The following is a 26249-nucleotide window of genomic DNA, read 5'->3' on the forward strand; positions in this document are numbered from 1 at the left end:
GATGCAAGAGCACTTAAAGCTGCTTAAAGACCTGAGCGTCCTCATCGTCGAGGACGACGAGATCGCAAGGGAGCTGCTAATAAGCGGGCTAAAGCCCTACTGCCTAAGCGTCTGGGGCGCGGCGGACGGGCTAGAGGGGCTGGAGCGCTTTAAAAAGCTAGCCCCAGCCGTCGTCATCACCGATATCCACATGCCCGCGATGAACGGCTTTGAGATGATGAAGGAGATGATACGCATCAAGCCCGTGCAAAAATTTATCGTCTTTACCTCCTACGACACCGACGACAACCTCATCAAAAGCATCGAGCACGGCGCGGCGTCTTTTCTAAAAAAGCCGGTCGATATCACCGCGCTGCGCCGCCTACTCGTGGCTCTGACCTACGAAAAGGACGAGAAGCTCGTGCGCTTAAGCCCGCAAACGAGCATAAATCTCGCCAAAGAAAAGATCTACAAAAACGGTAGAGAAATTTATCTCTCGTTTTTGCAAAACAAGCTCTTTTGGCTCTTTGCGTATAACCTAAACAAGCTCGTGAGCTACGAGATGATCGAGGAGTTCGTATATGAAAACGAGCTTTCGAGCAAGGGCGCGATACAAAACGTCGTGCTGAGGCTGAAGCGGGAGCTGGGGGTTAAATTTAAAAACATTAGCGAGAGTGGGTATATCCTACTAAGCGGCGAATAGTCTAAATTTGGCGGCTTGCCTTTTTGCCCTATACTTCGTTGGATCTCGCTGCGGGCTGCAGTCACGTATTATATATACGCTCCTTTGCCCTTGCTTATCCGCCTTGTCTATGACAAAAATACTTCACCTTGAAATTTTACATTTAAATTTAAAGTCAAATTTGTAAATTTTGGCTCAAATTTTACCCGCCGAAACCCGCGCTTTGAAAACATAAAATTTAGTCGCTATCGTGCCGCAGGGCTTAGCGATAAAATTTACTGGAAGCCCCGCGGCCAAATTTAACGCTACGCATAAAACAAAGTTTGCTTTGGCGCGACTAAATTTAATGCGACAAGGCCTATTTCGCCAGCAGCTCCTTTACCGCGGCGACCATTTCATCTAGCGAGCCGAACGAAGCCGTGTTTAAGAGATACTTGCCGCCCACGACGAAGGCAGGCACGCCCGAAATCACCGCGACTTCGTAGCCTCCGTCCCACTGCGTAAGCAGAGCCTGCGCCTTTTTGCTGGCAAGCGCCGCTTCGTATTCGCTCATGCTCACGCCCGCGGCATCCAGCGCGGTTTTGATGAATCTTTGTTTATCGCTACCGCCGCCAAAATCATCCTTTTTGTCGTGGACCGCTTTGTAAATCGCAAATTTCGCCTTTTTAAATTTCGACTCGTCGCTTAGCGGGCCGACGTCATCCTTTTCATCAAGCACGATAAGGGCTGCGAATATACCGCTTGCGGTCTGCCCAAACACGCCTTTGGTCTTTAGATGCCACGGCAAAAACTCCGTCCCTTCGAGCTTTTTCATCAGCTGCGGCGTGACCGTCCTGTCGAACGCATAGCAGTGCGGGCACTCGTAGTTAAAAATTTTAACGACGCTGTTTTTCGGCACATTTAGCGGCTTTTGCAACACTTGATAATTAACGCCCTCCTCTAGCGCGTTTACACCTACGCTAAGCAAGCAAACGGCGGCTAGAGCTTTAAAAATTTTAGCGATTTTCATAAAATTCCTTTGCGGTAAATTTCAAAGATTGTATAAAATAAAGGGTAAATTTGAGATTAAAGCGGACAAAGGCAAGGTGGCTTCCCACAGAAAATATATAAATAGCAGGCTACGCCATCACGCCGCTTGAGCAAGTAAGTTAATTTATCGCCACAAGCACTATCTCTGATCTCGCTCAAGCTCAAATTTAATAGCAAGGATTGCACGCTCGCGGCTTAATTTTAAAGCATGCAATCCGCTTTAATTTAATAAATTTTACTTATCAAAGGCATGGATTATCCACTTTACGCGCTCAGGATCTGCGTGATCGAAAAATAGCGTCTTGCCTGTATCCAGCGCAGCGATAGCAGCCATATCATCGGGCGTAAGCGCAAAATCAAAAATGTCGAAATTTTGCTTCATTCGCTCTATTTTTACACTCTTTGGAATGACGATGATGTCGCGCTGAATTAACCAGCGCAAAATAACCTGAGCTGAGCTTTTGCTGTATTTTTCACCGATACCGCTTAGCACGGCGTTTTTAAATATATCGTTTTTACCCTCGGCGAAGCTAGCCCACGACTCAAATGTTATGCCGTAGCCCTCAAGTACGCATTTTAACGCTTCACGCTGATAAAACGGATGGCACTCAAGCTGATTTACCGCAGGGATCACGCCGCTGTTTTCGCACAGATCGACGATCCGATCGGCGTAGAAGTTGCTAACGCCGATAGAACGAACAAGGCCCTCATCGCGCAAACGTTTCATCGCTCGCCACGAGCCGTAAATATCGCCATATGGCTGATGAATGAGATAAAGGTCGAGGTAGTCAAGTCCTAGCTTTTTCATCGACGCATCAAAGGCCTTTAGCGCGCGCTCCTCACCTGCGTCGCTGATCCAAAGCTTAGTAGTGATAAACAGCTCCTCGCGCTTTAACCCACCTGTGAGAGCCGTCTTAATTGCTGCACCTACGCTTTCTTCATTAAAATACGCCTTTGCCGTATCGATGCTGCGGTAGCCGACCGAGATCGCATCCTCAACGCATCTTTGCGTCTCTTTCGGATATACCTGAAATACGCCAAATCCCAAAATCGGCATCTTGTTGCCGTCGTTTAAGCTTACAAATTCCATTTTTGCTCCTTTGCTAAAAAATTCATCTTATATAAAAATTTAAAATTTCGCGCTTAATTTGCAAAATTCTATCCACACCAAAGCAGTAGGTGAAATTTAAAAGCTAAATTCCAACCTATCGCGAAATTTTAATAATCAAAGATATTCGGATCGATCACCATCGCGCGGTAGGCCACGTCGTCTCTCGAGGCAGACTCCACGTCCATCTCAAATTTGATGTCGTTTGTCTTCGGGTCGATCTCGACGAGTACCATTTTGATCGTCTTATCAGGCTTTAGCAGATAGACGTTCGAGCTTGAGATGAAATACGTGCTTTTATCCTTTTGCCACTCCACGACGCTAGTAACCGCGCTGTAAAAGTCAAATCCGCGTTCCTTGCCAAACTCCCACGTCTGCTCGACGGTACCTTTTTTCTCGTCGATCTTGTACTCGACCGCGCGAGAGTATTTTTCCTCTTTTAACGCAGGCTGCTCCATGCCGCGGCCGTCGCCGTTGTCAAATACGCTGATGTGCTTTACAGTGCCCTTGTTATCGTAGCGCGGAGTGAGCCATGCGGTGTGCTGCGTCCACGACCAGTCGAAGTCGCCCTCGCATTTTGAGTTTTCGCATTTGATCTTGTTGCCGTTTTTATCCACGGGTATTAGCACTTTTTCTTTAAAGTCCGCGCTCCAGCCTTCAGGAGACGCTAGGATCCATTTTACCTTTTTGTCGCGGCCGATCTTGACGATGCCTTGGTGGCGAAGCGAGAGGATGATGCCGTCGTCGCTAGGATCGTATGAGATCGAGTTTACGTGCGCCCAGTTGCGTCCAGTGCCGGTCGAGGTCACGTCGCCAAAAGGAAGATCGTCGCTGATTTTGATCTCTTTGGCGTCCATATCGATATTTAGGCACACGGCACGAGCGTCAAGAGCCTTGATGAGGTTGCTGCGATAAACGTTTTTGCCGAAAATTTCATTCAGATCCCACTCGTCCACGACCTTGCCGCTGCCGTCCACTTCGATGATGTGATCTCTGATCGTGTGCGAGAGCCTGCCGTCTGCGTGGTGGTAGTTGTATTTGCCGACGCGAAGCAGCAGATGATCGCCCTTTAGCGGCATCACCTCGTGGCTAAGATCGATGTAGCCGCGCGGCAGCTCGCGATTATACACCTCCTTACCCATCATATCGTAGCGCATATATCGCTGCGCCATGCCCCAGCTCAGATCGCCGTTTGGCAGCTGATGAAAGCCCATCATCATGCCGCCGTCCATCACTCTGCGCTCGCTGCGGTCGTAAAATTTCTGATAATCCAGATACCATCTGACCTCGCCTTGGGTATCGACGACGAAATTTTCGGTGAAGTCGTTCCAGCTAGCGGCACCCCCGTTTTTCCAATCAAGCGGCTTATGGACGCTCGTGATCGTGTTGTTGATGAGATAGAGCCTGTTTTTAAACGCTGGATCGACCTTTTTAACCTTCATCTTTTGCATATGGCTAAATCTATAATCTCGGCTATACGTCACGATCGGCTGAGCGTAAATTTTATACTTTTCGACCTTCTTTTCGCCGTTAAAAACGTAGCTTACTTCGACCTCGTTTAGATAGTCTGGATACAGTCCCCAGATCGGCACACCGTCGTGCGTCAGCAGCGCATGCTCGGAGACGTTATAGGCGATGTCGATGCCGCCGTTCGGCTTACCGAGCACCCGCACGTGGATATCCTTGATGTCCTTGCCCGCCCTATCGATGATCGCAGTCAGAGGCGCTACGTCGTAGGGGTTGATAAACACCGAGCCGAGCTCGCCTTGGGTTTTTACCTGATGCGCCAAAACGCCCGCACTCGCAGCCTGCGGCACCACTATAAACGCGCCGCTTGCCAAGGCCGCAGCCAAAACGATAGAACCGAAAAAATTCTTACGCATATTTGCTCCTTTTGGGTAAATTTATAAAATTTTACTACTACCGAATCACATAATAATCATACTAGCTTTAAATCAAATTTAAAGTTAAATTCTAATATATCTACTTAAATTTTAGAACGCAAACGAGACGGGTAACAGGCTAAAATTTGATATAATTAGCCCTGCTTTATCAAATTTAAGGAGAGAAAATGCCATTCGTAAATATAAAAGTAGCCGCTCCGGAGCCTACAAAAGAGCAAAAAAAGCAAATCATCGCCGAGATTACGAATACGCTAGCACGCGTATTAGGCAAAGACCCAGCCGCAATACTCGTGATGATCGAAACGCTCGGTATGGACAGCATCGGTAAAAGCGGTCTAAGTCTTGAGGAGATCAAACAAAATAAAGAGAAAAAATGAGTGAATTTTTATAGGATTTGAAGCCAAAAATCACGCTCGCAGCGCACACTACTTGCGCCGCTAAGCGGTCTAAATTTGCCGAACACGCAGGCGGGCAGCAGTTTAAAAACCGCCGCCGCGAGCCGTTCTATCGGGCGAGTATCCGATCTCTCGCCCAAGATTGTCGGCGGACGGACGATCTGAAGGCTGTCAAAGCCAAGCTTGCTCACGCGCCGCTCGATACGTCCTTTAGCGCGCAGATAAAAGCTTAGCGAATCCTCGCTCGCACCCGGAGCTGATACGAGCACGAAGCGCCGTACGCCCGCTGCTTTGCCCCACTTCGCCGCTGCATAGACATAGTCCACATCCACGCGTAAAAACGCCTCGTGCGAGCCCGCCTGCTTCATCGTCGTGCCCAGCGCGCAAAAAATTTCGTCAAATTTATGCGGCGCGATATCCGAGATACCCTCAAAATCAATGATCCGCGCGCGAAACTTAGGGTGGCAAAAGCCTATCTCGCGGCGCACCCATACCTCTACCTCATCGTAACCGGGACTCTCGCAAAGCTCGCGTACCAGCTCCCTGCCCACGACGCCCGTAGCGCCCAGCACCAAGGCGGATTTACCCATTTTCGCTCCTTGAATTTCTTTAAATTTTATCGCGCTTTGCGGTCAAATTTAACTCCGGCGCTACGTTACTCAAAATTTTACGCTTCGTCGCGCGGCGCGTAATGCATAAATTTTAGCGTTTGTCCGCGTAATCAAATCGCGCAGCTTGCAGGCTAAACTCGAAGTTGTTTCGATCCACCGCACCCACGCACGCGTCGCTATCGTAAAGCGTAAGCAGGAATTCCGCCATCTCCTCGCTTGAGTGATAGCGCTTAAAAGCCGCGTCGTAGTCGTAGTCCGCGTCATCCGTCGCCACGGGACCGAACTCCGTCCTAGTCGCGGCAGGCGCTAGGACTTTAGCCTGCATTTTGGCCTCTTTATCCTGCACCAGCTCTCGGTGCAAGCCCTCCGTAAAGGCGCTTACGAAAAACTTGCTCGCGCAGTAGGTGACGGCGTTTGGCACCATGCTGTAGCCGCCTGCGGAGGAGATATTGATGAGTTGGGCGGGCTTGCGCTTGTAGTCGCGTACGAAGAGGTGGCTTAACAGCGTAAGCGAAATGATGTTGAGCTCCAGCATCTGCGAGACTTTGGATAGATCGCGCTCGCCGACCGCGCCGTAATCTCCAAAGCCCGCGTTGTTTATGAGCGTCTTTAGCTCATAGCTTTTTAGCTCGTCCCAAAGCGCTAAGACGTTCTCGCTGCGCGCAAGGTCGCAAATTTTAACGACTACGTCCGATTCGGGCGCGATCTGCGCGATCTCGTCCTTTAAACTTTGCAGAAGCTCCGCTCTGCGCGCGATTAGGATCAAATTTTCTCCGAGCCTAGCAAACGCCTTTGCCGCGGCTGCTCCGATACCAGAACTTGCGCCGGTGATGACGATATATTTTTTCATTTTCTATCCTTTTTTAGATTCTTTAGTTTGAAATTTTACCGAAGCCCGCCGCGTATTCACGCGTGCGCTCGTCTTAAATTTACAAATTTGCCGGCATTTTGTGAGGCGGCTTACTCGCCGCTTATGGGCGTGCGTTTGGTGTCTACCGCTTTGCCGTCTAGATAGTACCGAACGCCGGCGACGTAGTGAAGCGTTTTTAGCTCGTCAGGGATCTTTTCAAACAGCCAGTGCCCGCTGTCAAAGATCCTCTCGTCCGCATACGCCGCGACGACCTCGCCGATGAAAAGATCATAACTCTGCTCGTTATGAGGCTCGGGGGTACGCTTGCAAACGAGCCATCCGCGCAGCCCGCGATCAGCGGTACGCGGAAGTCATCTTTATAAAAAATTTCCACGTTTTTCATTTTATCCGCGTTATCAAAGCGCGAGTTGTTTTCGGCGCCCATCTCGCTAACTAGCTCCGCCTGCGCTGCCGTGGGGATCTGCACGGCGAAATACCCACTCTTTTCGATGAGCGTCCTCGTGTATGAACTGTTGTGCGGCACAATAGTAACCTTGTCGTAGTCAAGCGCCTGTGCCCACGTTATCGCCATCGCATTGACGTCGCCATCGTATTTGGCCGATACGAGCGTGGTCGCGCCCGGGTTTGGGATATGATTTTTGTAGACCTACTTTTATGACCTCAATTTTTGCTCCTTTGATTAAATTTTTATAGACGGCAGATACCGCGAATAATCGAATCAGCTTGGTATTGATTTGCTCTAAATTTACGTCTTAGCCTGCTGAGCAGGCCTAAGCCTTGGCGCGCTTGGATTAAATTTCTCCGCAGCGCGCGAAATTTGGCGGGCTTAAAATTTCACCCGCTATTTTCTACGGATCTTATAGCCCTTGCCGCTTTTTAGCAGCGAAATTTTTCCGTTCTTCGAGACGTAGCAGCCACCCTTAACTTTGCTTAAAATTTCGCTCTGCGGCAAGCTCGCCCAAAAAATTTCGACCCTGCTTTTATCCGCGGAAAATATCCCGTAGATCGCGAGCGTAGCGTTATCAGGGTCGTGCAGCCTCACGTCCGCGACGTCAAAGACCTGCATGCAACCATTCTTGATCTTTGAAAAGCTCTGCCCCGCGGCAACCAAGCAGCCGTGCTCATCCGTGCCGCCGCCTACCATCGGCCCCTGCACGGCGGGCACCTTGCAGACGCCCTCGCTCGTGCCGCAGTCCGCAGCCACGCTTTCGCCCCTATTATCCGCCTCCCTGCCCAGCTTTGCATCGTGCGCCGCGCAGCCGCACAAAAGCGCCGCTGTAAAGGCCGCGGTTAAAATTTTGCCTCTCATATTTACTCCTTTAAATAAATTTTATCTGCACTCAAAGCTACTCGCGCTATTTTCGTCGCCGCCTACGTAGGTAGCCACTTTTGGATACGCGCAGATAGGGATCTGCTTGCCCGCGCGGCTCGTGCTTTTGCCTAGCAGGCTAGATGGAGCCGTTCCCTGCTCGCGCCACGCCTCAAGCGCGCTTAGCGGATCGACGTCATCGATGCCGTTACCGCCGCCGCAGTGATTCATCCCCGGCAAGGCAAAAAATCGCGCAAATTCGTCCGCATTCGCGTTGGTTTCCACTAGCTTTTTAAACCAATCGCGCTGATCCATCGCCGAAAATACGGGATCGGAAACGCCCGTTACAATGATGAGCTTACCGCCGTTAGCGCGGAAGCTATCTAGCTTGGTCGAAATCGCATCGTTTATCGCCGCGGTTTCGAATGTTCGCTGCACGTCTTTATCAAAATCAAAGCTCATCAGATCAAACTCCGGTTGCGGCGGCGTCAAGAAATAATAATTCATCGAACCCTTTGAGAGCACGATATTTCTAGCATTTGGCTCTGCCGTTTGCGAGTCGCCAAGCTTCCACATGCGCCAGCCGGGCTGATTTACTCCGGCATCGTAAAACCAGCCGCTGTAAATTTGCTCGCCCTTGCTGTTTTTTGCGCCCTCAAATATCGCTTTTATCGCGGAAATTTTATCTTTTGGCAGATCAAGGCCGCTAGGATCAAATTTACAACTCTCCCAAGCGCCAATAATGCCGTCTTTTAGGCCATCCAGCGCATCACATTTATCAAGCACCGCCCTACTTAGCTTATCCAGATCCTCCTGCGTAAGGGCGTTTGCAAAAATTTTCTCTCCAGCAGCGTTTTTAGGCGCGATATTCATCAACTGCTTATTATCCCACTGCTCTGCGATCGCCGCGCGCGAAAGCCTAAAGCCAGGATTTGCCGCAATCACGCCGTCAAATTCCAGTGGATACCTCTGCGCCGCCATCAGAGCCGAGCGCCCGCCGTTTGAGCAACCCATAAAATAGCTGTGCGCGGGCTCTTTTTTATACGCCGCAAAAACCAGCTGCTTTGAGACGCTCGCGACCTTGCCGATAGCCTGATACGCGTAATCTAACCGCGCCTGTTGCTCGAGCCCAAACTCCGGCGTCGGCGTCGGATGACCAGAATCGGTCGTAACGACCGCGTAGCCCCTCATTAAAGCGGGCGTTGCGCTGCTCGCGCGGATAGGTACGGCGCCAAGAGCCGGCGCGACGAAGCCGTCCAGACCGCCGCCGCCCTGAAATAGCAGTTTGCCGTTCCAAACTCCCGGCAGGCGTAGCTCAAATTTTATACCGTAATGTTTGCCGTCCGAGCCCGTGCGCGAGGCTATCTCACCGCGGACTATGCAGTGCGGTGCGGCTTTTAGCGTCTTTTTCGCTCCGCCGGTTAGCGCGGACATCCTATCGGCGCTGATTTCGCCGCTTTGATTCCAGATCGCTTCACTGATCTTTGTATCGTAAATTTTCGTGCTCTTTAGCGCCGCGCAAGCTTGCTCGCCAAAATCGCTCGCAAACGCGCCATGTAAGCCCAAAGCAGCCGTAAAGGTTGCAACTAAAATTTTATATTTCATTGCCGCTCCTTTTGAAATTTTATTAATCATAATTTTAACATAAAAATTTATCGTGAATTTCAAGCGTATTTGAGAAATTATGGAATTCCTAGCGGAGCCATGCGGAATTTCAAATTTTAATTAAAGGGACGAAGCACTTGGGCGATCCGCAGAATCTGGCTCGTCGGTTAAGCGGTTTCGTGGATCGCGACGAAATACTTCGATCGCCCAAAACCAAACCGCGTGCCCGAAAAATTCCGAAACGTGTTCATACCACGGAAGCTGAAAAATCGGTGGTGTAAGTCCTAAAAGCGGCAGCGTGATGCAATGCACTGCGATATTTACGACGATGCCAATGCGACGCCCTGAAATAGCGTAATTTTAGGAAATTTTTCGGTAGCGAAGTGTGCTTAATTTTAAATTTTGCTATTGTTGCGGAGCATTAAATTTCACGCGTGCCCTTAAAGCTTGCACGGTAAAAAATCAGCAGCGCGGCGGCTAACGCAGCAAAGCCGCAAAATAGCCCTTGGTAGCTTAAATATTCAAGCGCCTTGCCACCTACGGCAGTACCGATACCACCTCCGAAAAATATCGCCGTGCCTATGATCCCAGAGGATAGACCTTTGGCGGAGCCGCAACGAAGCGCTGCGCTTGCTAGGACCGACTGCGCACAAACATAGCCAAATCCCAGCAAAAACGTCCCTACATATGCAGTGGCAGCGAAGCAACTCGCCAAAAGGCACAGCGCCGAAGCGGACGCCAAAAAGCCGAGGGATAGAATTTCTTTTGGCGGCAACTTCTCTTTTAAATATCTAGCAGCGTTTCCTGCCAAAAAGCAAGCGACGCCGTAAAGCATAAGGCAGACTCCGGCGAAATTTGAACTCAAGCCTAGCTTTTTAAGTAGATAAGCGCCTATGAATGAGTACGCCCCAAGCACGATTACGCCATTACATAAAGCCAAAAAATAGCTTCTCAAAAGCGTAGCATCGCCGCGCAAGCTAGCTAGGGATTTTACGAAACTTTCGCCTCCGCTTTTCGGAGCGTCTTTGAAATTTAGCGTAAATAGTGATACGAAAGATACTGCAGACAGCGCAGAAAAGGCTAAAAATATCTCCCTCCAAGAAAATCTAGCCACTGCCCATCCGCCTAAAGCCGCACTCAGCCCCTGCCCTAAAAATACCGAACCCAGAAATATCGCTACGATTTTTTGTCTATCCTTCTCGTCATATGCATCGCCTATAACGCCGAGGCAGACAGCGATTATACCCGCTGCCGCGCATCCCGTGCAAAAGCGAAATAAAACAAGCCACGCTAAACTTTTTGCAGTGGAACAAAGAAGCGTAAATATCGCCAAAAAGAGCATTAGCGAGATTAAAATTTTACCTCTGCCGTAGCGATCGCTAAGATGTCCGTAAACCGGCTGAAGTAAGCCATAGGGGATCAGATATGCCGTCAAAACTGCGGAGGCGGCGCTTACCTGCACCCCAAACGTATCTGCGATGCTAGGTAGCAGTAGCGATGCGATCCAGTTATCTGCGGCAGAGATTGTCCCTGAGGCGATGATTAAGAGTAGTAGTCCTTTTTTGCAGCGCATTTTAAATTCCTAAATTTACGTAATTTTAGCCATTATAACTCTTTTGCTAGAAAATTTGGAATTTTAGCGAACTCAGCAAATATGAGACGAAAGGAATGGATCGCGAATTCGCAGCGGTGTCGCAATGCTGCGGCAAGTATAGCGCAATGGTCGGCATACAATGATGCATCTACCTTGAAGGGGCGAAGGCAGGTAGTAACGTGAGCAGTGAGTGCATGACTAGCTTATATTTATAATCCACTTTTTTCGCGTATAAAGACCTATAAGAAATAACGCAAATTTAACAATGCCACGAAGCAGGGCTATAGCATAAGGCAAATAAGGAAAGCCCTAACTTGCAACGCGAACCCTACAATAAAATTCAAAAATTCTTTAAAATTCTACGCGGATTATGATGCCTAAAAATCAACTAAAATTTTAAGTACGCATATCCCCGTAGCGCACGCTTTTTAGCCGCGCAATCCCGCCGTTTATCACAAGTCGCGACAAGCCATTCGGACGATCTCGTGCCGCTAGGTTAAATTTAATAGCAGCGGAGCTTTGAAATTTTACGAATGCAGGGATCTAGGCGAGCGCTTGAAATTTTAATCCGGGGCGATGATTTTGATTTCATTCGCGCAAGATCTGCCAAAGTCCGCGCTGAAGGGATCGCGTACCGTAAAATAATGATCTATCGCGCCGCATCCGTGCCCTATCTGCTCACCCCAGCCAAGCGCCCTGCGCACGAAGCCCTTGGCATGGGAAACAGCTGCGGGCAGGCTAAGCCCCGCTGCCAGCGCGCATGCGATCGCGCTTGAGAGCGTGCAGCCCGTGCCGTGGGTGTTACGCGTAGCAATTTTCAGCGCGGAAAACTCGTAAAATTTGCCGTTTTCATACAAAATATCGACTGCTAAATTTCTCAAATCCGCGTCCTCACTATTTGATTCAAAACCTGCATCTAAAGGCGCTGCGGATAAATTTTGCCCAAAAGAAGGCTCCGCACCCGCCGTTAAATTTCCGTCTTCGCTGGTAAAATTTTCATCCGCAGAATTTGCGCTCTTAGTCGAACCGGCGAAATTTTCGCATGCGCCATTTTCGCCTGTCTCGCGCTGCGAAGCATTAAAATTTCGCGCCGCATTCATTTTAGCTGCGCCCGCTTCCGCCGCAATGCAAGACGCGCTCGCAGCCGTCAGATCGCCACCTTTTATCAAAATCGCGCCGCCGAAAAACTGCGAAATTTTAACCGCAGCGGCGCGCATGTCGGCTAAACTTGAAATTTTTATCTCCGCCAAGACCTCGGCTTCGCGCACGTTGGGCGTGATGATATCCGCGGCGGGGGCGAGCTTGTATTTTAGCGCATGCAGCGCGCTTTGTTTCATCAAAACTCCGCCACTGGTGGCGACCATCACGGGATCTAAGACGACGTTTTTCGCGCCGTGCTTGCTCAGGCTCTTTGCGATGGCCTCGGCAACCCCCTTATTGGAGATCATTCCGATTTTAACGGCGTCCGGAAAGATGTCGCTAAAAATCGCATCTAGCTGCGCCTCCACAAAATCTGGTGAAACGTCCAGCACGCCGAATACGCCGCGCGAATTTTGCGCCGTAAGCGCCGTAATAGCGCTCATTGCAAACATCTTGTGCGCGCTAATCGTCTTGATATCGGCCTGGATGCCGGCACCGCCGCCGCTATCAGAACCCGCAATAGTAAGAATTTTTCTCATAAAAAGCCTTTAAAATTTTAGCGCGATTATATCGAAATTCCGCTATAATTCCCCAGATATATTATTTTACGGGCTAAATTTAAGTTTTATTTATATAGTTTTTATTATAATTTATAATTTATTCGTAATAACTATTACAAATACAAAATTTTAACCCAAATAGAGGAATTTACATGAAAAAAGTCGCCAGTTTGATTTTCGCAGCGTTTTTAGTTTCGGGCTGCTCCTATTTCGAAAAAAAGAAGGAAAGCGGCGCGAAGCAAGGCGGCGAGACCCCCGCGCTGCCGGTAGGTGTATTTATCGCCAAATCCGCCGACGTGCCAATAATTTTGAAATTTAACGGACAGACCGTGAGTGAGCTTGAGATAATGCTGAAGCCGCAGGTTTCGGGCACCATCGAAAAGCAGCTTTTCGAGCCTGGCCACAGCGTCAAAAAAGGCGACGTGCTCTACGAGATCGACCGCTCGCGCTACCAAGCGGCGTTTGACAGCGCAAACGCTAATCTGCAAAACGCCTCGGCGGACTACAAAAGAGCTAAAGCGCTAAAAGCTAGCAACACGATCTCTCAAAAGGACTTCGACACCGCAAAAGCCGCATTTATGGTAGCCGAAGCAAATTTTAAAAGCGCCAAGATCGATCTTGATCACTCGCTCGTGACCGCGCCTTTTGACGGCATGGCGGGCGATACGCAAAAAGACGTAGGCGCATACGTAAACGTGGGCGAGGATCTGGTGCGTCTTAGCAAATTTGATCCGATCGACGTGGAATTCGGCATCGCAGACGTCGATAGACTGGAACTTGATGCAAATTTAAGAAACGGGCAGTGGAAGCAGCTGGGACGTCAGGTAAGCATAAATCTCGGCGGCAAGGACTACAATGGCACGCTAAGCTTCATCGATAGCGTCATCAATACAAACACAGCGTCAGTCAGCGCCAAAGCTCAAATTCCAAATCCAAGCTTGGAAATTCGCCCGGGGGTTTTTACCAAAATAAGCGTCGATGGCTTTTATCAGAAAAACGGCTTTAAAATTCCGCAAGTTGCGCTCAAACAGGATCTTAGCAACACCATAGTCTACGTCGTGCAAGACGGCAAGGTCGCTAAAAAGGTGGTCAAAATCGCAGCGCAAGATACCCGCACGGCGACGATCTCAAGCGGACTGCAAGACGGCGATCAGATCATTTTGGATAATTTTAAAAAGATCAACGTGGGCTCCAAGGTCACTCCCGTACCAGCAAGCACCGATCCTTACGTAGCGGGGCAGCCTAACGAGCAACCGTCTCAGAGCAATGCGGAAAGCGGGAAATAATGTTTTCTAAATTTTTCATCAACCGTCCCGTTTTTGCCTGCGTCGTTTCGATCATAATCGTAATCGCGGGCGTTTTGGCTCTTAAAAATTCCTCCGTCGAGGAGTATCCGCAACTCACGCCGCCGCAAATCGTCGTAAGCGCTACGTATAGCGGCGCGGATGCGCAGACGATCGCCGACGTCGTCGCAGCCCCTCTTGAAAACGCAATCAATGGCGTTGAAAATATGATCTATATGGAAAGCTCAGCAAGCTCCTCCGGCGACGTTCGTATCAACGTATATTTTCAAATCGGCACAAATCCAGCAGATGCGAAAGTCAATGTAAACAACCGCGTCACGCCAGCTCTTACGCTACTTCCCGACGAAGTGCGCCGCTATGGCGTAACCGTTACCGAGCGTAGCAGCACGATGCTGGAAGTGCTTGCGTTTTACGATCCTAGCGAGCAGATGGATGTCGTAGAGATGCAAAACTACGTAGCTATCAACGTCGTAGATGAGCTAAAGCGTGTGCCAGGCGTCGGAGAGGCTCAGGCGCTGGGCACGAAAGATTATGCGATGAGGATCTGGGTTAAGCCTGAGCTGCTTAAGAAATTTAACGTTACGACCGCCGAGATAATCGCCGCAATAAGCGAGCAAAACAGCCAATACGCCGCGGGTAAGATGGGCGAGCAGCCGATGAACTTAGGCAATCCCTACGTCTATGCGATCAAGCCTGAGGGTCGTTTAAAAACCGTCGAAGAGTTTGAAAATATCATCATACGCGCGCAAAAAGATGGGAATTTCTTGCGCGTAAAAGATGTCGCCGAGGTCAAACTTGGCGGCGCAAGCTACAATATCTCGGCGAAATTTAACGGTAAAGAGATGGTGCCTGTGCTTATCTTTATGCAAAGCGGTGCCAACGCCCTAGCCGTAGTTGAAGCGGTAAATAAGCGCATAGACGAGCTTAAACCAAATTTCCCAGGCGAGCTGACCTACGACGTCGCCTACGATACGACGAGCTTCGTAAAAGTCTCGATCGAAGAGGTCATTCATACTTTCATTGAAGCGCTAATCCTCGTCATCATCGTTATGTATATGTTCTTAGGCAATCTTAGAGCGACGATCATTCCGACGCTTGCTGCGCCTGTATCGATCTGCGGAGCGTTTATCGGAATTTACGCCTTCGGATTTTCTATAAATTTAATTACCCTTTTTGCGCTTATTTTAGCTATCGGCATCGTCGTGGACGACGCGATCATAGTAATCGAAAACGTGGAGAGAATTTTGCACGAGGAGCCGGATCTTAGCGTCAAAGAAGCTACCACGAAAGCGATGGGCGAGATCGTAGCGCCCGTAATCTCCATCGTGCTCGTGCTTTCGGCGGTTTTCGTGCCGGTTGCGTTTATGGAGGGCTTTACCGGGGTTATGCAGAGGCAATTTGCATTAACGCTCGTAGCCTCGGTATGTTTTTCAGGCTTCGTAGCCCTTACACTAACACCCGCACTTTGCGCTCTAATCTTGCAAAAAAAGGAATCTGAGCCTTTTTTCTTTATAAGATGGTTTAATAATCTTTTTAGCATCTCAACTAAAATTTACGCCGCAGGCGTCGGTATGGTTCTTCGCCACGTACTAATCAGCCTCGTTTTTGTAGGCATCATCATCTATGCGATGGTGAAGCTTCTTGTGCTCACTCCTAGCGGCCTAGTGCCTAACGAGGACAAAGGCTCGATTGTGGCGATGACTACGCTTCCGTCTGCATCTACTCTACCTAGGACGGAAGCCGATCAGGATTTCATCGCAAGCATCGCTAAAAAGTATCCAAACGTAAAAGATATAACCCAAATCACGGGATACGATATGCTAGCCGGAGCGCTTAGAGAAAATGCGGGAGCTTTTTTTATGAAGCTAAAAGACTGGAAAGATCGCCCGGGCGATGAAAATTCCAACTTCGCCTTAGCTGCCGCGCTAAACGGGCAGCTCTACGGCGCCGATCGCAACTCGATGACCTACGTCGTCACGCCGCCGCCTATTATGGGTCTTTCGCTTACGGGTGGATTTGAGCTCTACGCGCAAAGCACGACGGGCAAAAGCTACGATGAAATTCGCGCCGATATGGATCGCGTAACTGCCAAAGCCAATCAACACCCCGCTTTAAAGCTCGTTCGAACGACACTGGATACCGATTTCCCGCAGTATAAGCTCTATATAGATAAAGAGAAGGTAAAAATGCTAGGCGTTAAGATAGCCGACATTTTCACCGTGCTAAATTCCACCATCGGGCAGTATTATATCAACGACTTTAACCTTATGGGGCGCACGTTCAAGGTCTATATCCGCGCTACGCAAGACTACAGAGACGATCCTAACGATCTAAAATCGCTCTACGTCCGCAGCGCTAGTGGCGATCTGATACCGTTAAATTCTTTAATGAGACTTGAGCGCTCGCTGGGTCCTGATTCCGTTAATAGATTTAACGCCTTCCCGGCTGCGCAAATTATGGGCGAGCCAAATACGGGTTATACCTCGGGTCAGGCGATTGCAGCGATCCAAGAGGTTATAAAAGAGGAGCTTCCTAGCGGATATTCTATCGGCTGGGCGGGCTCCGCGTATCAAGAGGTCAGCGAGACCGGCAAAGGCTCGCAGGCGTTTGTATTTGGAATGATCTTCGTGTTTTTGATCCTGGCGGCTCAATACGAAAGGTGGCTCATGCCGCTTGCCGTACTTACCGCCGTGCCGTTTTCGGTATTCGGAGCGCTCGTATTTACATATTTCCGCGGGCTGAATAATGACATATATTTTCAGATCGGACTTTTGCTTCTAATCGGTCTGGCGGCGAAAAACGCGATTTTGATCGTAGAATTTGCGATGAACGAGCACCTAAATAATCATCGCTCTATCGCCGATGCCGCCATAGAAGCCGCCAAGATGAGGTTCCGCCCTATCGTGATGACGAGCCTTGCGTTCGGTCTTGGCGTGCTTCCGATGGTTATCGCCACCGGCGCTGGCGCTGCTAGCCGCCACGCGCTGGGAACCGGCGTAGTAGGCGGAATGCTCGCGGCATCTACGATCGCGATCTTTTTCGTGCCGCTGTTTTTCTACCTGCTCGAAAGCTTCAACGCTTGGCTTGATAGACGCGGTAAAAAAGTCCAAACTAACGAGGTGAACGATGAAAATAAATAATGCTCTTTTAAGCGCCTTGACGCTTGGAATTTTACTCTGCGGTTGCAACTTCAAGCCCGTTACGCCGCAAAAGCAGACCGACTTTAAGGCGGATTACGCGAGCACGAATGTTAGCACGCAGTGGTGGAAAAGCTTTAACGATCCGCAGCTAAACGCCCTTATCCAAAGCGCGCTGGAGCAAAATTCCGACCTGCAAACCGCATTGAATAACGTCGAGTATGCGCGGGTAAATTTAGGGCTGAACAAGCTCGAATATCTGCCGAACGTAAATTTAAGCGGCAGCGCGGTGCGTCAAAATAATTTCGGCAACCAACCCGATCGCAACTCCCACGGTTCGTATCAGATCGGCGCCGTGCTAAGCTACGAGGTCGATTTTTGGGGGCGCGTGCGCAACAGCGTAGATTCAGCGCAGGCGAAATTTAACGCTACGAAATACGACTACGAAACCGCCAAAAATACGATTACTAGCACGGTTGCGACGACCTATTTTACGCTACTAGCACTAAAGCAGCAGGAGAAAATTTTAAAAGACAGCCTAAAAAGCTATCAAGATACGCAAAACTACCGCAAAAAGCAGCTCGATGCGGGCGCGGTTAGCGAGATCGTATTTTATCAGGCCAAAGCCGCGGTCCAAAGCGCCGAGGCAAGCCTGATAAGCGTGCAAAATCAGCTCTCTGCGGCGCAAACCTCGCTAAATATCCTAACTGGCAAGAGCTACGATGAAATTTTACGCGGCACGCCGCAGACCGCCGCGAAAATGCCTAGCGCTCCGCAGATTCCAAGCGGAATCCCAAGCGACGTGATCTTGCACCGCCCGGACGTCGCAAGCTCGCTCGAAAATCTGCGCTCGAGCAACTTCTTAGTAGGCGTCGCCAAGGCGGGCTACTTCCCTACCTTCTCGCTTACGGGCTCGGCGGGATACGCAAGCGGCGAGTTTGACAGGCTGTTTACAGCAAGCGCAAGCACGTGGAATATAGGCGGCTCGCTCGTAGGACCGCTACTTGACTTCGGCCGCCAAAAAAGGCGCGTAGAGCTTGCGAATTTAGAGCAAAACGCGAGCTTCATCGCATACGACAAGGCGCTTAAAACCGCTTTCGGAGACGTTCGCGACGCGCTTGTAGGCGTGCAAAACGCCAAACTAAGGCAGGCAAGCCTCGCCGATCTCGTCGCTTCGCAGAGCAAAATTTATTCAAACGCCTCAAGCAGGTATCAGGCGGGCTACAGCGACCATCTGGAGTTTTTGGATTCACAGCGAAACCTGCTTAGCGCGCAGCTAAATAAAGTGCAGGCAGATCTTGACGTGCTAAGCGCGACGGTAAACGCCTACAAGGCGCTCGGCGGCGGCTTTAGCATAGAAGATAGCGAAATAAAGGCGCTTATCGGCGCGGAGAAGGACGTGCTGCCCGATATGTCCGCTTTCCCGAAGGATAGAATTTTTAATTAGCTTTAAATTTACGGGCGGCGCGAAATTTTAAAATACCCGTAAATTTAAAGCGCAGCTCGGCTTTTACGGCGCAAGCGGATCGTTAAAAAATCTGCTTGCGCTTTTTAAATTTAGCCCTGCGGCGGGCGACAAATCCAAATTTCAAAGATAATCTAAATTTTAAAATATCCGTAGCAAGGTAAAATCGCCGTTCGGCTAGGAAGCGCAAAGCGGCTTGGCTTAGTGGCGCGGTAGAATTTTAGGCACGCGGCGAAATTTCTAGGCAGCACGGCGAAATTACAAGCAGCGCGATAAAATTCCAAACGCTGCGTTTTAAATTTAAAGGCAAAACGGATTGCGCGCCGAAACGGAATTTGGCAAAATTTTAGATTTTCGCTATAATCGCGACTTTTAATTTAGATGGGTGTCCGAGCGGTTGAAGGAGCACGCCTGGAACGCGTGTAAAGTGCAAGCTTTCGAGGGTTCGAATCCCTTCCCATCTGCCACTGTCTTAAAATTTCATCCCCGTAAAGCTATGAAATTTCGCTTTTCAACTCGGCGCAAATTTTATAAATTTAAAGCCAAAATTCCATCGCCGTCGCAAATTTAACGATCAAAGATAAAATTTCCTCTGCCAAAAATCAAACACGAAAACCGCCTAAATTCTATCTCTGCGCCCGCCGTTTACCGATATTGCGCTAAAATTCCTTTTAAATTTTACTTTGAAGGAGAGAAAAATGAGTGAAGAAAAAAGTTGCGCCTGTGCGCATGTCAAATCCCAAAACGTAACCGACGCGCCCGGCAACAACACCGTATTTATGATCTGGCGTTTTAACGCAGACAAAGCCGCCTGCAAAAAGACTTTCGAGGGCCTTTGCGCTCTGGTGATAAATTTAAACAAAACCGCCGTTACGAGATTCGGCGCGGCTAGCGAAACAAGCTGTGTGCTCGGCGTGGGCTTTGAGGCATGGAAAATGCTAGACCTGCCTAAGCCTTTGCCGAAGGAGCTGAAAAATTTCGAAGAGATTAGAGGTGACAAGCACACTGCGCCCGCTACCGGCGGCGATATTCATATCCACATCAGAGCAGGGAATCAGGCCGTTTGCTACGATATGGCAAGCGAGATCAGAGCCGCGCTAAAGGATGTCGCGACGTGCGAGGAGGAGATCTGCGGCTTTAAATACTACGACGGGCGCGCTATCATCGGCTTTGTGGACGGCACCGAAAATCCGCAAGGCGCAGATCGCGACTTTTTCGCCAAGGTAGGCGACGAGGATGCGGCGTACAAGGGCGGCAGCTACCTTTTCGTGCAGAAATATATCCACGATATGAGCGCATGGAACGCCGCGGGCGTCGCCGAACAGGAGCGCGTCATCGGGCGCAGCAAACAAAACGACATCGAAATGAGCGAGGAGACAAAACCTAGCAACTCGCACTCCGCCGCAGCCAACGTCGGCGACGATAAAAAGGTCGTGCGCGACAATATGCCGTTTATGCAAGACGGCGAGACGGGAACCTACTTCATCGCCTACGCAAGCACCTTTAGCACGCTGGAACTGATGCTTGAGAGTATGTTTGTCGGCCGCCCACGAGGCAACTACGACCGCCTGCTAGATTTCAGCGTCGCAAAGACGGGCGCGCTCTTTTTCGCTCCGACCTTCGATATGCTGCAGGCTTATAGCGCAGAGTAAATTTAGCTTTAAATTTAAAGGCGCGCGATGTTTTGCAACCTAAGCCCGTATCAGAGCAGGCGCTGCAAAGAGATCATAGAGGGCAAAGTCAAAAATAGTGAAAACGTCAGGGGCCTGATAGAGTTCATAGACGCTAAATTTAAAACTCGAGCGATCAGCGCGTTTTACGGCGCGGGCAAGAACTCGGCGTGGCTTAAGATCGTGCTTCGCTTCGATAAAGACGCCGCAAAAATCACCGATAAAAAGTGCATCGAGCGCTATCTCGCCCGCACGCCGCTTTACGCGAAGCTAAACGGACTTAAGAATTTTTATATCTCGATTGAGTCCTTCGAGTCGCAGATCCGCACCGATCTGATCCAAGGCGCGGTAGAGGAGCTGCTGCGAAACCGAAACGAGCTTTTAGCGCCGCTTAAAATTTGGTATATCGCAGCGGTGTCCGACGCGCCCGTAGTTTTTTATTTCACGAGGCAGGACGCGGCGCGCCGCGAAGGTGGCGGAAAGATAGAGCGGCTGATAAGAAATTTGGTAGAGAAAGCGCAAGACGCCAAATACCTGAGCCACATGAAATTTAAGCTCTATTTTGACAGCAAGGAGTCCGTGGATCTTGAGTACGGCGGAAATTTGTTCTATTATTTCAAATGAAATTTAGCTAAGGAGCGAAAATGGATGCGAAGCTTTACAGAAGGTAACGCAGCTCTCGCGGGGGCTTGAGGAGGGCGGCGTGCAGAGCCTAAAAGCAGCACTTGAGGGCGACGGCGACGAGGTTAGCAAGATGCAAGCTCGCGTGATCTTAGGCGAATACTTCGTGATGAAAGGGGATTTCGCGCAGGCTAGGGAGTATCTGGGGCCCGTAGCGCAAGACGCCGAGCGACTACAAGATCAATACGACGATCTGCTAGACGATGAAATTTGCAGAGCCGATATGCTTTTGGATATGATCGAGCGCTTCGGGTTTTTGGCGGAATAAAACGGCTCGTGATATTAATGCATATAAAAAATTAATATAAGATTCTCAACGAAGAGTAACTTTAGTATATTTTGAGGTATAATGTCCTGCAATATTATTTCTTTTAAAAATTAACAATATAGTAATTGAATATCTCAAGATATAAATATATAAGGAGAAAGCAATGACACAAGATGAAGTGCTAGACAAATTAAAGAATTATGCAAATTTTGAGCAAGGCGGAAATAATAATTTTGTAGCCAAAAAAGAAGGAGCTACAATAACAATATATACAAACGGAAACCATCAGGTTCAATGTAAAGATACAATAGTAAAAGAAAAAATAAAACAAGAGATTAGTGAATTACTTGATAAGGATTTCGTAGATAACTCAAAAAAGCAACTTTTTATAGTTTATGGACACGATCAGAATTCTAGGGAGCAACTAGAGAGAGTTCTTGAGAAGCTAAATATAGCTTCTAGCAAAGTTACAAATAATTCTGGAATGACTATAATAGAAGCTTTGGAGCAAGGTATTTCAAAAATACATGCAGGAATAGTTTTATTAACTCCTGACGATATGGCAATTTCGGTTAAAGATTTCGAAAAACATAAAGATAATTTAAACGAAAAACTTGGATATAGGGCTAGACAAAATGTAATTTTAGAAATGGGTATGGTAATGTCAAAATTAGGCAGAGATAAGACTATAATTCTAAAAAAAGGGAATTTGGAATACCCATCTGATATAAATGGCGTATTTTATATAGACTTCAATGAACACGTTAAAGAAACAATACCCAAACTAGTAGAAAGACTTAAAAAATGCGGTTTTAATATTGATGAGAGCAAAGCACTTGAACTTTGTCAATAGGTATAGTATAAATTTACTATTACCACGCCCGCATAGATCCCTTCTTGGCTACGCCAAAATAGAAGTACTGATGATAAAAGGTGAAGTAATGCGCACGGTCACGATATGCAAAAGCGCGTAATATTAAATACCAATACGCGCTAACCACATCGAACCTAATAAATAGTTAGTTTTTCTGCCTAAATTAGCCAAAGCGAAATAAAATTTGTAATAGCCAATAAGAATGCTGCGCAACGAGGTAAATTTAATGCGAAATTTAAAAGATGGATCGCAGAGGTCGCAGCAGCCCGAACAAAACGGCGCCGAGCGCCTAAATCCGCCGCAATTTGACAATAACCCCCTCGTCGTAAAAGACTACAACATAATAGTATTCTTTATTTATAATCTATTCTTCGCTCCCTTGGCGGTACCGGTGTTTCTGTATATAGGGGATATTTCCCATACTATACGCCGTTTGTTCCTGTAGTATTCGCCGTTGTGTCTTATCTCAACAGCGCCCATACGCGCTTTGTTCATTTGACGAACAGGAGCATCAACTACGTCAATAAAGGCAAAATCACGAAATCTATAAAATTTGATGAGATATCGCTCATAAAGCTCACCGCCACACCGCTATTCGGACATATCGTGCCGGCTAGAAATTCCGCAGGCATTGTATTTTCGTTCATCGTGATAGGCATCGCGTTTGCCGGATTTTTACAAAGCCTTAGAGGATTTATAATTTTTATTATGAGCGTGGGGCATTGATTTTGCCGTTTTTCACCTCTAAACTGATTTTTTCAAAGATCACGGATGGGAAATTTAGCTTTCGTGCGATCAATACTTTGATCATCTATGACGGCAAGGGCGAATTTATCAGTTTTATGATGAGCGCGGCGGATTTTGAAAGGGTTTGCCGCTACATGCTAAAAGAGCGGCAGATCAGCCCGTCAAAATTTCAAAAGCAGTTTGTGATATTTCAATGAAAGAGCCTATTAAGCGATATCGGCGTTAAAATTTAAAAAGCCGTTTCGGCTCCTTAAATTAGTTGCAAGTTAAATTTGTGCGTAAATTTTATAATTTCGCATACGTTAAAATTTTACGGCGTGCACGTTAAATCATACGATGCGCACGCTAAAAATTTTACAGCGCGGTACGAAATTTTAAGGAGCATGGCGTGAAATTTGAAACTTCGCAAAACGCCGCAAATTTTAAAAAATTTCACGAAACTTTGCGGAGCCCTGGAATTTCAAAAGCTCCGCAAATTTAACTTTCGCTACCACCGAATGCCCGCTTCCAGCCAAAACTGCCTGCCCGCCTCATAGACCAGATCGAGAGAGGTATCGCTGCTAAGTCTTGCTTTGTTGCGCTTATTTAGGACGTTGTAGATGTCTAAATTCGTAAAAAATTCCACCTCGCCCGCCATCTTTTTAGCATATCCGATGCGCGCATCCCAGCTGTAGCTTTTGCCGAGATTTACCTTTTCGTATTTATCGTATCTGGCAGGATACTTGCCCGCAGGCGTCCTGCCGGTGCGAGCGATCGCTTCTTGCGAGCCTTTAAACGAGAGGAAGTTATTCACGCTGATACCGTAGCTTGGAATTTTCGTGATGATGTTTAGGCTCGCAGTCCAAGGCCTAGCATAGTCCTGCGCCGGAAGCTCCGATAGCCTCATCAGCCTGCCGTCGTATTCGACGATCTTTTCATCTTCGAGCGTTTCTCTATCAAGCGATATGTCATAAAGGGTGTTGTTCGTTTTCATCTTGATGTGCTCAAAGCCCAGCTCAAAGCCATTTAGCGTACCGAAGGCCTCATAATCATCGATCGTTTTAACGCCGAAGGTTAAAATTTTACTCTCGCTTCTGCCGTCGTTGGTGAAGGTCTGGTAGTTGCTTTGGTAGTTCGGATCCGGCGTCAGGCCTAGATTTCTTCGCGTGGATTTGATGATCTGATCCCTGCCCTTGCGGCTTACGTATTTGCCGAAAAACTCGAAATTTCCAAGCTTTTGTTTTGCCCCAAATACCAGCTCATCCTCATAAGGCACCCTTAGCTCGTTAAATTTAGTTAGAGACGGGTCTTTTGGCAGTTGCGTCCAGTTTTGCGTATAGGCATTGCGCGGGCGCGTGTAGGTAGTGGCGAGTCCCTCTCGCCCCTCTCTTAATTTGTAGGTAAAGAGATTGCGTCCGTAGTAGCGGTTTGCACCGAAGCTAAGAATCGAATCGCCGTCGCCAAAAATATCGTAGTAGCTGTTAAATCTCGGCGCCGCAGTCGTTTGCTTCATATAATCGTCCCTATTTAATCTTACGCCCGGTCGCAAGGTAAGATCACCGATTTTTATCTCATCCTCTAGATAAACCGCCAAGCTCTTCATATCTACCTTAGTATTGCCCTTGTAATAGCTTTTTCGCGTAAAAAACTGGCCGCTTCTACCACGCCTCGCAAAAGAATCGTCTATCGAGCAGAGCTCGTCATTCGGATCGCAAGCATTTACACCCGCAGGTAGCGGTGCTATTCCGCCAGCGGTCATAAACTCTTTTTTTACATTAAATTTAGCCTCTTGCTTTTTAAACTCAAAGCCTGTGATAAATCTATGCTTGCTGCCGCCGAGATCAAATTCATTAAACTCCAGATCCGCGTTGTATGAAAAGCTCTTTTGAGTCTGATCGAGATCCCCAAAGCCACCCTCTATCGCCGAAGCAGATAAAATTTTACTGCCCCAATTCTTTACGTTTGAGTATTGCCAAGCCCTGTAATATTCATTCTCGGCATCGCGCGAACTCTCCAGCTTGCTATAGGATAAAATTTGATTAAATCTAGCAAAATCGCCATCGTAGTCGGTTTTAAGCGCTAAATTTAAACCGCCCGATTTCATATCGGCGTATGAATCCTTGACGTGGTCGTTAAACATCTTGTTTCGCTCGGGCGCGTAGGTTACGCTCGGCGTGATAGTTAAGCGGTCGCTTGCATACCAAAGCGCTTTTAGGAAATAGTTGTCTATATTTCGCCTCTGAACTCGCTCGGTGATGGTCGTATCTGCGTTGTATCTTCTGTCGTAGGCCTTGAGCGGAATTTTACTTCTAGTGTTGGTGTAGCCGAACATCAAGCCCAAATCCTCGGTAACGGTGCCCTCTAAATTTAACCTAGTGATCCACTTATCGAATCTCGGCTGATTTAGCGGAGTAGCGGAGTTTTCAAAGCTCTGTTCATCGCCGTAGATATGGTATCTAGTCCAGCTATCCTCGGTGTGCTGCATCGAAAACTTGCCGTGAAAGCCAGCGCGCGGATCTCGCGTCTTAGCCTCCACCACACCGCCGGTAAATCCGCCGTATTTGGCGGAGACGCCGCTATCGTGCACCTCGACGCTCCGTAAAAAATCGCTATCGATCGCCATACCTTGCGAGACGGAATTCATCGTATCAAACGCCGAAAAACGCGTAGGATTGCCGCCAGGATTTCTAGCGGGATCGAGATCGTTATTCATATTCGCGCCGTCAAGCATAAAGTTGTTTTGCCAATACTTCGCGCCGTTGATACTGATGTTTGCGGGGCTGATCTCGCCCAGCGTCGTGCTCTGGCGGTTTGTGGAGCTGAATTGCACGTTTGGATTGGTACGCAAAAGCTGCACGAAATCGCCGTTACCGCTAGGCATCGACTCGATCATCGTCCTGCTAATTTTTTGCGTACCGCCGTAGCTATCGCCGACGCTCGTAAGGCTCGAGTCGATGTTGCCGACGACTACTATTTCGGGGAATTTATAACTATTTGTCGTCGCAGCCGAGCTCTGCGCACTTGTGTTTTCTTTGGTAGCAACGCTTCTTGTTGCGTTATTTTCAGACGAATCCTGCGCGGCGCCTAGGCCGCAAAGACACGCCGCGACTATTAAGGAGCGTGCAAGCCCCCCCCCGCAGCGATTTTGAGTGGATTTCTCGCCTTTTACGGAAGCGGAATAATTGCGGCCTGCGCCGCTTTTACATGGCTTACAGGCCCAAAAACCGACAATCATCTTTTCTCCTTTTTTGAAAATAAAAATTAAAACTGTGGAAATTTAGCCAATAATATTTTAAATTTCAATAAAAGTGATAACAATTATACGACTTATGCAATC

General features: G+C 48.4%; 23 protein-coding genes and 1 tRNA gene. 12 read left to right on the top strand and 12 right to left on the bottom strand.

Annotated features, from left to right (window positions below; genetic code table 11):
• The first annotated feature begins 1 nt into the window (after position 1).
• The gene (locus Q0198_RS06895; RefSeq protein WP_297896403.1) at positions 2–682 is read left to right on the top strand and encodes a response regulator; all 681 of its coding nucleotides are present in this window, start codon (positions 2–4) and stop codon (positions 680–682) included.
• A 337-nt stretch (positions 683–1019) separates the two neighbouring features.
• Here Q0198_RS06895 and Q0198_RS06900 read toward each other — a convergent pair whose 3' ends face one another.
• The 3 genes from Q0198_RS06900 to Q0198_RS06910 form a co-directional block, all read right to left on the bottom strand.
• Entirely contained in the window at positions 1020–1670 is a 651-nt protein-coding gene (locus tag Q0198_RS06900; protein WP_297896404.1) for a thiol:disulfide interchange protein DsbA/DsbL, read from the bottom strand.
• 255 nt (positions 1671–1925) lie between these two features.
• On the bottom strand, positions 1926–2780 hold the full coding sequence (locus Q0198_RS06905) for an aldo/keto reductase (RefSeq protein ID WP_297896405.1): 855 nt from the start codon (positions 2778–2780) through the stop codon (positions 1926–1928).
• Positions 2781–2908: 128 nt separating this feature from the next.
• The gene (locus Q0198_RS06910) at positions 2909–4681 is read right to left on the bottom strand and encodes an aryl-sulfate sulfotransferase (protein WP_297896406.1); all 1773 of its coding nucleotides are present in this window, start codon (positions 4679–4681) and stop codon (positions 2909–2911) included.
• A 188-nt stretch (positions 4682–4869) separates the two neighbouring features.
• Between Q0198_RS06910 and Q0198_RS06915 the strand changes: the two genes are divergently transcribed.
• Positions 4870–5079, top strand: a complete 210-nt coding sequence (locus Q0198_RS06915) for a 4-oxalocrotonate tautomerase family protein (protein ID WP_005872687.1) — start codon at positions 4870–4872, stop codon at positions 5077–5079.
• 8 nt (positions 5080–5087) lie between these two features.
• On the opposite strand, the gene Q0198_RS06920 is transcribed toward Q0198_RS06915, so the two are convergent.
• From Q0198_RS06920 to thiD, 8 genes are all read right to left on the bottom strand, one after another.
• Positions 5088–5687 (bottom strand): NAD(P)H-binding protein, encoded by a 600-nt coding sequence (locus tag Q0198_RS06920; protein WP_297896408.1) that lies wholly within the window; start codon positions 5685–5687, stop codon positions 5088–5090.
• Between the two features lie 112 nt (positions 5688–5799).
• Positions 5800–6558 carry an SDR family NAD(P)-dependent oxidoreductase gene (locus tag Q0198_RS06925; RefSeq protein WP_297896410.1) on the bottom strand — a complete coding sequence of 253 codons (759 nt, stop codon included), beginning with the start codon at positions 6556–6558 and terminating at the stop codon, positions 5800–5802.
• A 196-nt stretch (positions 6559–6754) separates the two neighbouring features.
• Positions 6755–7150 carry a hypothetical protein gene (locus Q0198_RS06930; RefSeq protein ID WP_297896412.1) on the bottom strand — a complete coding sequence of 132 codons (396 nt, stop codon included), beginning with the start codon at positions 7148–7150 and terminating at the stop codon, positions 6755–6757.
• A 270-nt stretch (positions 7151–7420) separates the two neighbouring features.
• Complete coding sequence (locus tag Q0198_RS06935) at positions 7421–7888, bottom strand: hypothetical protein (RefSeq protein WP_297896413.1); 468 nt, start codon at positions 7886–7888, stop codon at positions 7421–7423.
• 21 nt (positions 7889–7909) lie between these two features.
• Entirely contained in the window at positions 7910–9493 is a 1584-nt protein-coding gene (locus Q0198_RS06940; RefSeq protein WP_297896414.1) for a tannase/feruloyl esterase family alpha/beta hydrolase, read from the bottom strand.
• Between the two features lie 120 nt (positions 9494–9613).
• Positions 9614–9805, bottom strand: a complete 192-nt coding sequence (locus Q0198_RS06945; protein ID WP_297896415.1) for a DUF1440 domain-containing protein — start codon at positions 9803–9805, stop codon at positions 9614–9616.
• Positions 9806–9914: 109 nt separating this feature from the next.
• A complete protein-coding gene (locus Q0198_RS06950; protein WP_297896416.1) occupies positions 9915–11066 on the bottom strand; it encodes an MFS transporter in 1152 nt (383 codons plus the stop codon).
• A 584-nt stretch (positions 11067–11650) separates the two neighbouring features.
• The gene (thiD, locus tag Q0198_RS06955) at positions 11651–12766 is read right to left on the bottom strand and encodes a bifunctional hydroxymethylpyrimidine kinase/phosphomethylpyrimidine kinase (protein ID WP_297896417.1); all 1116 of its coding nucleotides are present in this window, start codon (positions 12764–12766) and stop codon (positions 11651–11653) included.
• A 173-nt stretch (positions 12767–12939) separates the two neighbouring features.
• Between thiD and Q0198_RS06960 the strand changes: the two genes are divergently transcribed.
• The 10 genes from Q0198_RS06960 to Q0198_RS07005 all read left to right on the top strand — a co-directional run bounded on the left by Q0198_RS06960 (position 12940) and on the right by Q0198_RS07005 (position 23130).
• A complete protein-coding gene (locus tag Q0198_RS06960) occupies positions 12940–14073 on the top strand; it encodes an efflux RND transporter periplasmic adaptor subunit (protein WP_297896419.1) in 1134 nt (377 codons plus the stop codon).
• On the top strand, positions 14073–17231 hold the full coding sequence (locus tag Q0198_RS06965) for a multidrug efflux RND transporter permease subunit (RefSeq protein WP_297896421.1): 3159 nt from the start codon (positions 14073–14075) through the stop codon (positions 17229–17231). Before Q0198_RS06960 ends, Q0198_RS06965 begins: the two co-directional genes overlap by 1 nt.
• Positions 17218–18675 carry a TolC family protein gene (locus Q0198_RS06970; RefSeq protein ID WP_297896423.1) on the top strand — a complete coding sequence of 486 codons (1458 nt, stop codon included), beginning with the start codon at positions 17218–17220 and terminating at the stop codon, positions 18673–18675. The genes Q0198_RS06965 and Q0198_RS06970 overlap by 14 nt, the downstream gene beginning before the upstream one ends.
• 397 nt (positions 18676–19072) lie before the next feature.
• A tRNA-Ser gene (locus Q0198_RS06975) sits at positions 19073–19160 on the top strand.
• A gap of 231 nt (positions 19161–19391) precedes the next feature.
• Positions 19392–20345, top strand: coding sequence for a Dyp-type peroxidase (locus tag Q0198_RS06980; RefSeq protein ID WP_297896425.1), 954 nt, complete (start codon positions 19392–19394; stop codon positions 20343–20345).
• A gap of 27 nt (positions 20346–20372) precedes the next feature.
• Positions 20373–20987, top strand: coding sequence for a hypothetical protein (locus tag Q0198_RS06985; RefSeq protein ID WP_297896427.1), 615 nt, complete (start codon positions 20373–20375; stop codon positions 20985–20987).
• 79 nt (positions 20988–21066) lie between these two features.
• Positions 21067–21312 (top strand): hypothetical protein, encoded by a 246-nt coding sequence (locus Q0198_RS06990; RefSeq protein WP_297896429.1) that lies wholly within the window; start codon positions 21067–21069, stop codon positions 21310–21312.
• Positions 21313–21475: 163 nt separating this feature from the next.
• The gene (locus Q0198_RS06995) at positions 21476–22165 is read left to right on the top strand and encodes a nucleotide-binding protein (protein ID WP_297896430.1); all 690 of its coding nucleotides are present in this window, start codon (positions 21476–21478) and stop codon (positions 22163–22165) included.
• A 516-nt stretch (positions 22166–22681) separates the two neighbouring features.
• Entirely contained in the window at positions 22682–22912 is a 231-nt protein-coding gene (locus tag Q0198_RS07000) for a hypothetical protein (RefSeq protein ID WP_297896432.1), read from the top strand.
• Positions 22913–22914: 2 nt separating this feature from the next.
• Positions 22915–23130, top strand: a complete 216-nt coding sequence (locus Q0198_RS07005; protein ID WP_297896434.1) for a hypothetical protein — start codon at positions 22915–22917, stop codon at positions 23128–23130.
• Positions 23131–23420: 290 nt separating this feature from the next.
• Here Q0198_RS07005 and Q0198_RS07010 read toward each other — a convergent pair whose 3' ends face one another.
• On the bottom strand, positions 23421–26147 hold the full coding sequence (locus Q0198_RS07010; protein ID WP_297896436.1) for a TonB-dependent receptor plug domain-containing protein: 2727 nt from the start codon (positions 26145–26147) through the stop codon (positions 23421–23423).
• Positions 26148–26249: the final 102 nt, after the last annotated feature.

The organism is uncultured Campylobacter sp. (assembly GCF_938045205.1).
Classification (GTDB): Bacteria; Campylobacterota; Campylobacteria; order Campylobacterales; family Campylobacteraceae; genus Campylobacter_B.

Excerpts from the sequence above, each read along its gene's own strand:
- Q0198_RS06915 (WP_005872687.1), top strand. The coding sequence starts at position 4,870 with ATGCCATTCGTAAATATAAAAGTAGCCGCTCCGGAGCCTACAAAAGAG.
- Q0198_RS06970 (WP_297896423.1), top strand. The coding sequence starts at position 17,218 with ATGAAAATAAATAATGCTCTTTTAAGCGCCTTGACGCTTGGAATTTTA.
- Q0198_RS06940 (WP_297896414.1), bottom strand. The coding sequence starts at position 9,493 with ATGAAATATAAAATTTTAGTTGCAACCTTTACGGCTGCTTTGGGCTTA.
- Q0198_RS06905 (WP_297896405.1), bottom strand. The coding sequence starts at position 2,780 with ATGGAATTTGTAAGCTTAAACGACGGCAACAAGATGCCGATTTTGGGA.
- Q0198_RS06985 (WP_297896427.1), top strand. The coding sequence starts at position 20,373 with ATGTTTTGCAACCTAAGCCCGTATCAGAGCAGGCGCTGCAAAGAGATC.
- Q0198_RS06950 (WP_297896416.1), bottom strand. The coding sequence starts at position 11,066 with ATGCGCTGCAAAAAAGGACTACTACTCTTAATCATCGCCTCAGGGACA.
- Q0198_RS06920 (WP_297896408.1), bottom strand. The coding sequence starts at position 5,687 with ATGGGTAAATCCGCCTTGGTGCTGGGCGCTACGGGCGTCGTGGGCAGG.
- Q0198_RS06980 (WP_297896425.1), top strand. The coding sequence starts at position 19,392 with ATGAGTGAAGAAAAAAGTTGCGCCTGTGCGCATGTCAAATCCCAAAAC.
- Q0198_RS06965 (WP_297896421.1), top strand. The coding sequence starts at position 14,073 with ATGTTTTCTAAATTTTTCATCAACCGTCCCGTTTTTGCCTGCGTCGTT.
- Q0198_RS07010 (WP_297896436.1), bottom strand. The coding sequence starts at position 26,147 with ATGATTGTCGGTTTTTGGGCCTGTAAGCCATGTAAAAGCGGCGCAGGC.
- Q0198_RS06960 (WP_297896419.1), top strand. The coding sequence starts at position 12,940 with ATGAAAAAAGTCGCCAGTTTGATTTTCGCAGCGTTTTTAGTTTCGGGC.
- Q0198_RS06930 (WP_297896412.1), bottom strand. The coding sequence starts at position 7,150 with ATGGCGATAACGTGGGCACAGGCGCTTGACTACGACAAGGTTACTATT.
- Q0198_RS06895 (WP_297896403.1), top strand. The coding sequence starts at position 2 with ATGCAAGAGCACTTAAAGCTGCTTAAAGACCTGAGCGTCCTCATCGTC.
- Q0198_RS06995 (WP_297896430.1), top strand. The coding sequence starts at position 21,476 with ATGACACAAGATGAAGTGCTAGACAAATTAAAGAATTATGCAAATTTT.
- Q0198_RS06910 (WP_297896406.1), bottom strand. The coding sequence starts at position 4,681 with ATGCGTAAGAATTTTTTCGGTTCTATCGTTTTGGCTGCGGCCTTGGCA.
- thiD (WP_297896417.1), bottom strand. The coding sequence starts at position 12,766 with ATGAGAAAAATTCTTACTATTGCGGGTTCTGATAGCGGCGGCGGTGCC.
- Q0198_RS06935 (WP_297896413.1), bottom strand. The coding sequence starts at position 7,888 with ATGAGAGGCAAAATTTTAACCGCGGCCTTTACAGCGGCGCTTTTGTGC.
- Q0198_RS06900 (WP_297896404.1), bottom strand. The coding sequence starts at position 1,670 with ATGAAAATCGCTAAAATTTTTAAAGCTCTAGCCGCCGTTTGCTTGCTT.
- Q0198_RS06925 (WP_297896410.1), bottom strand. The coding sequence starts at position 6,558 with ATGAAAAAATATATCGTCATCACCGGCGCAAGTTCTGGTATCGGAGCA.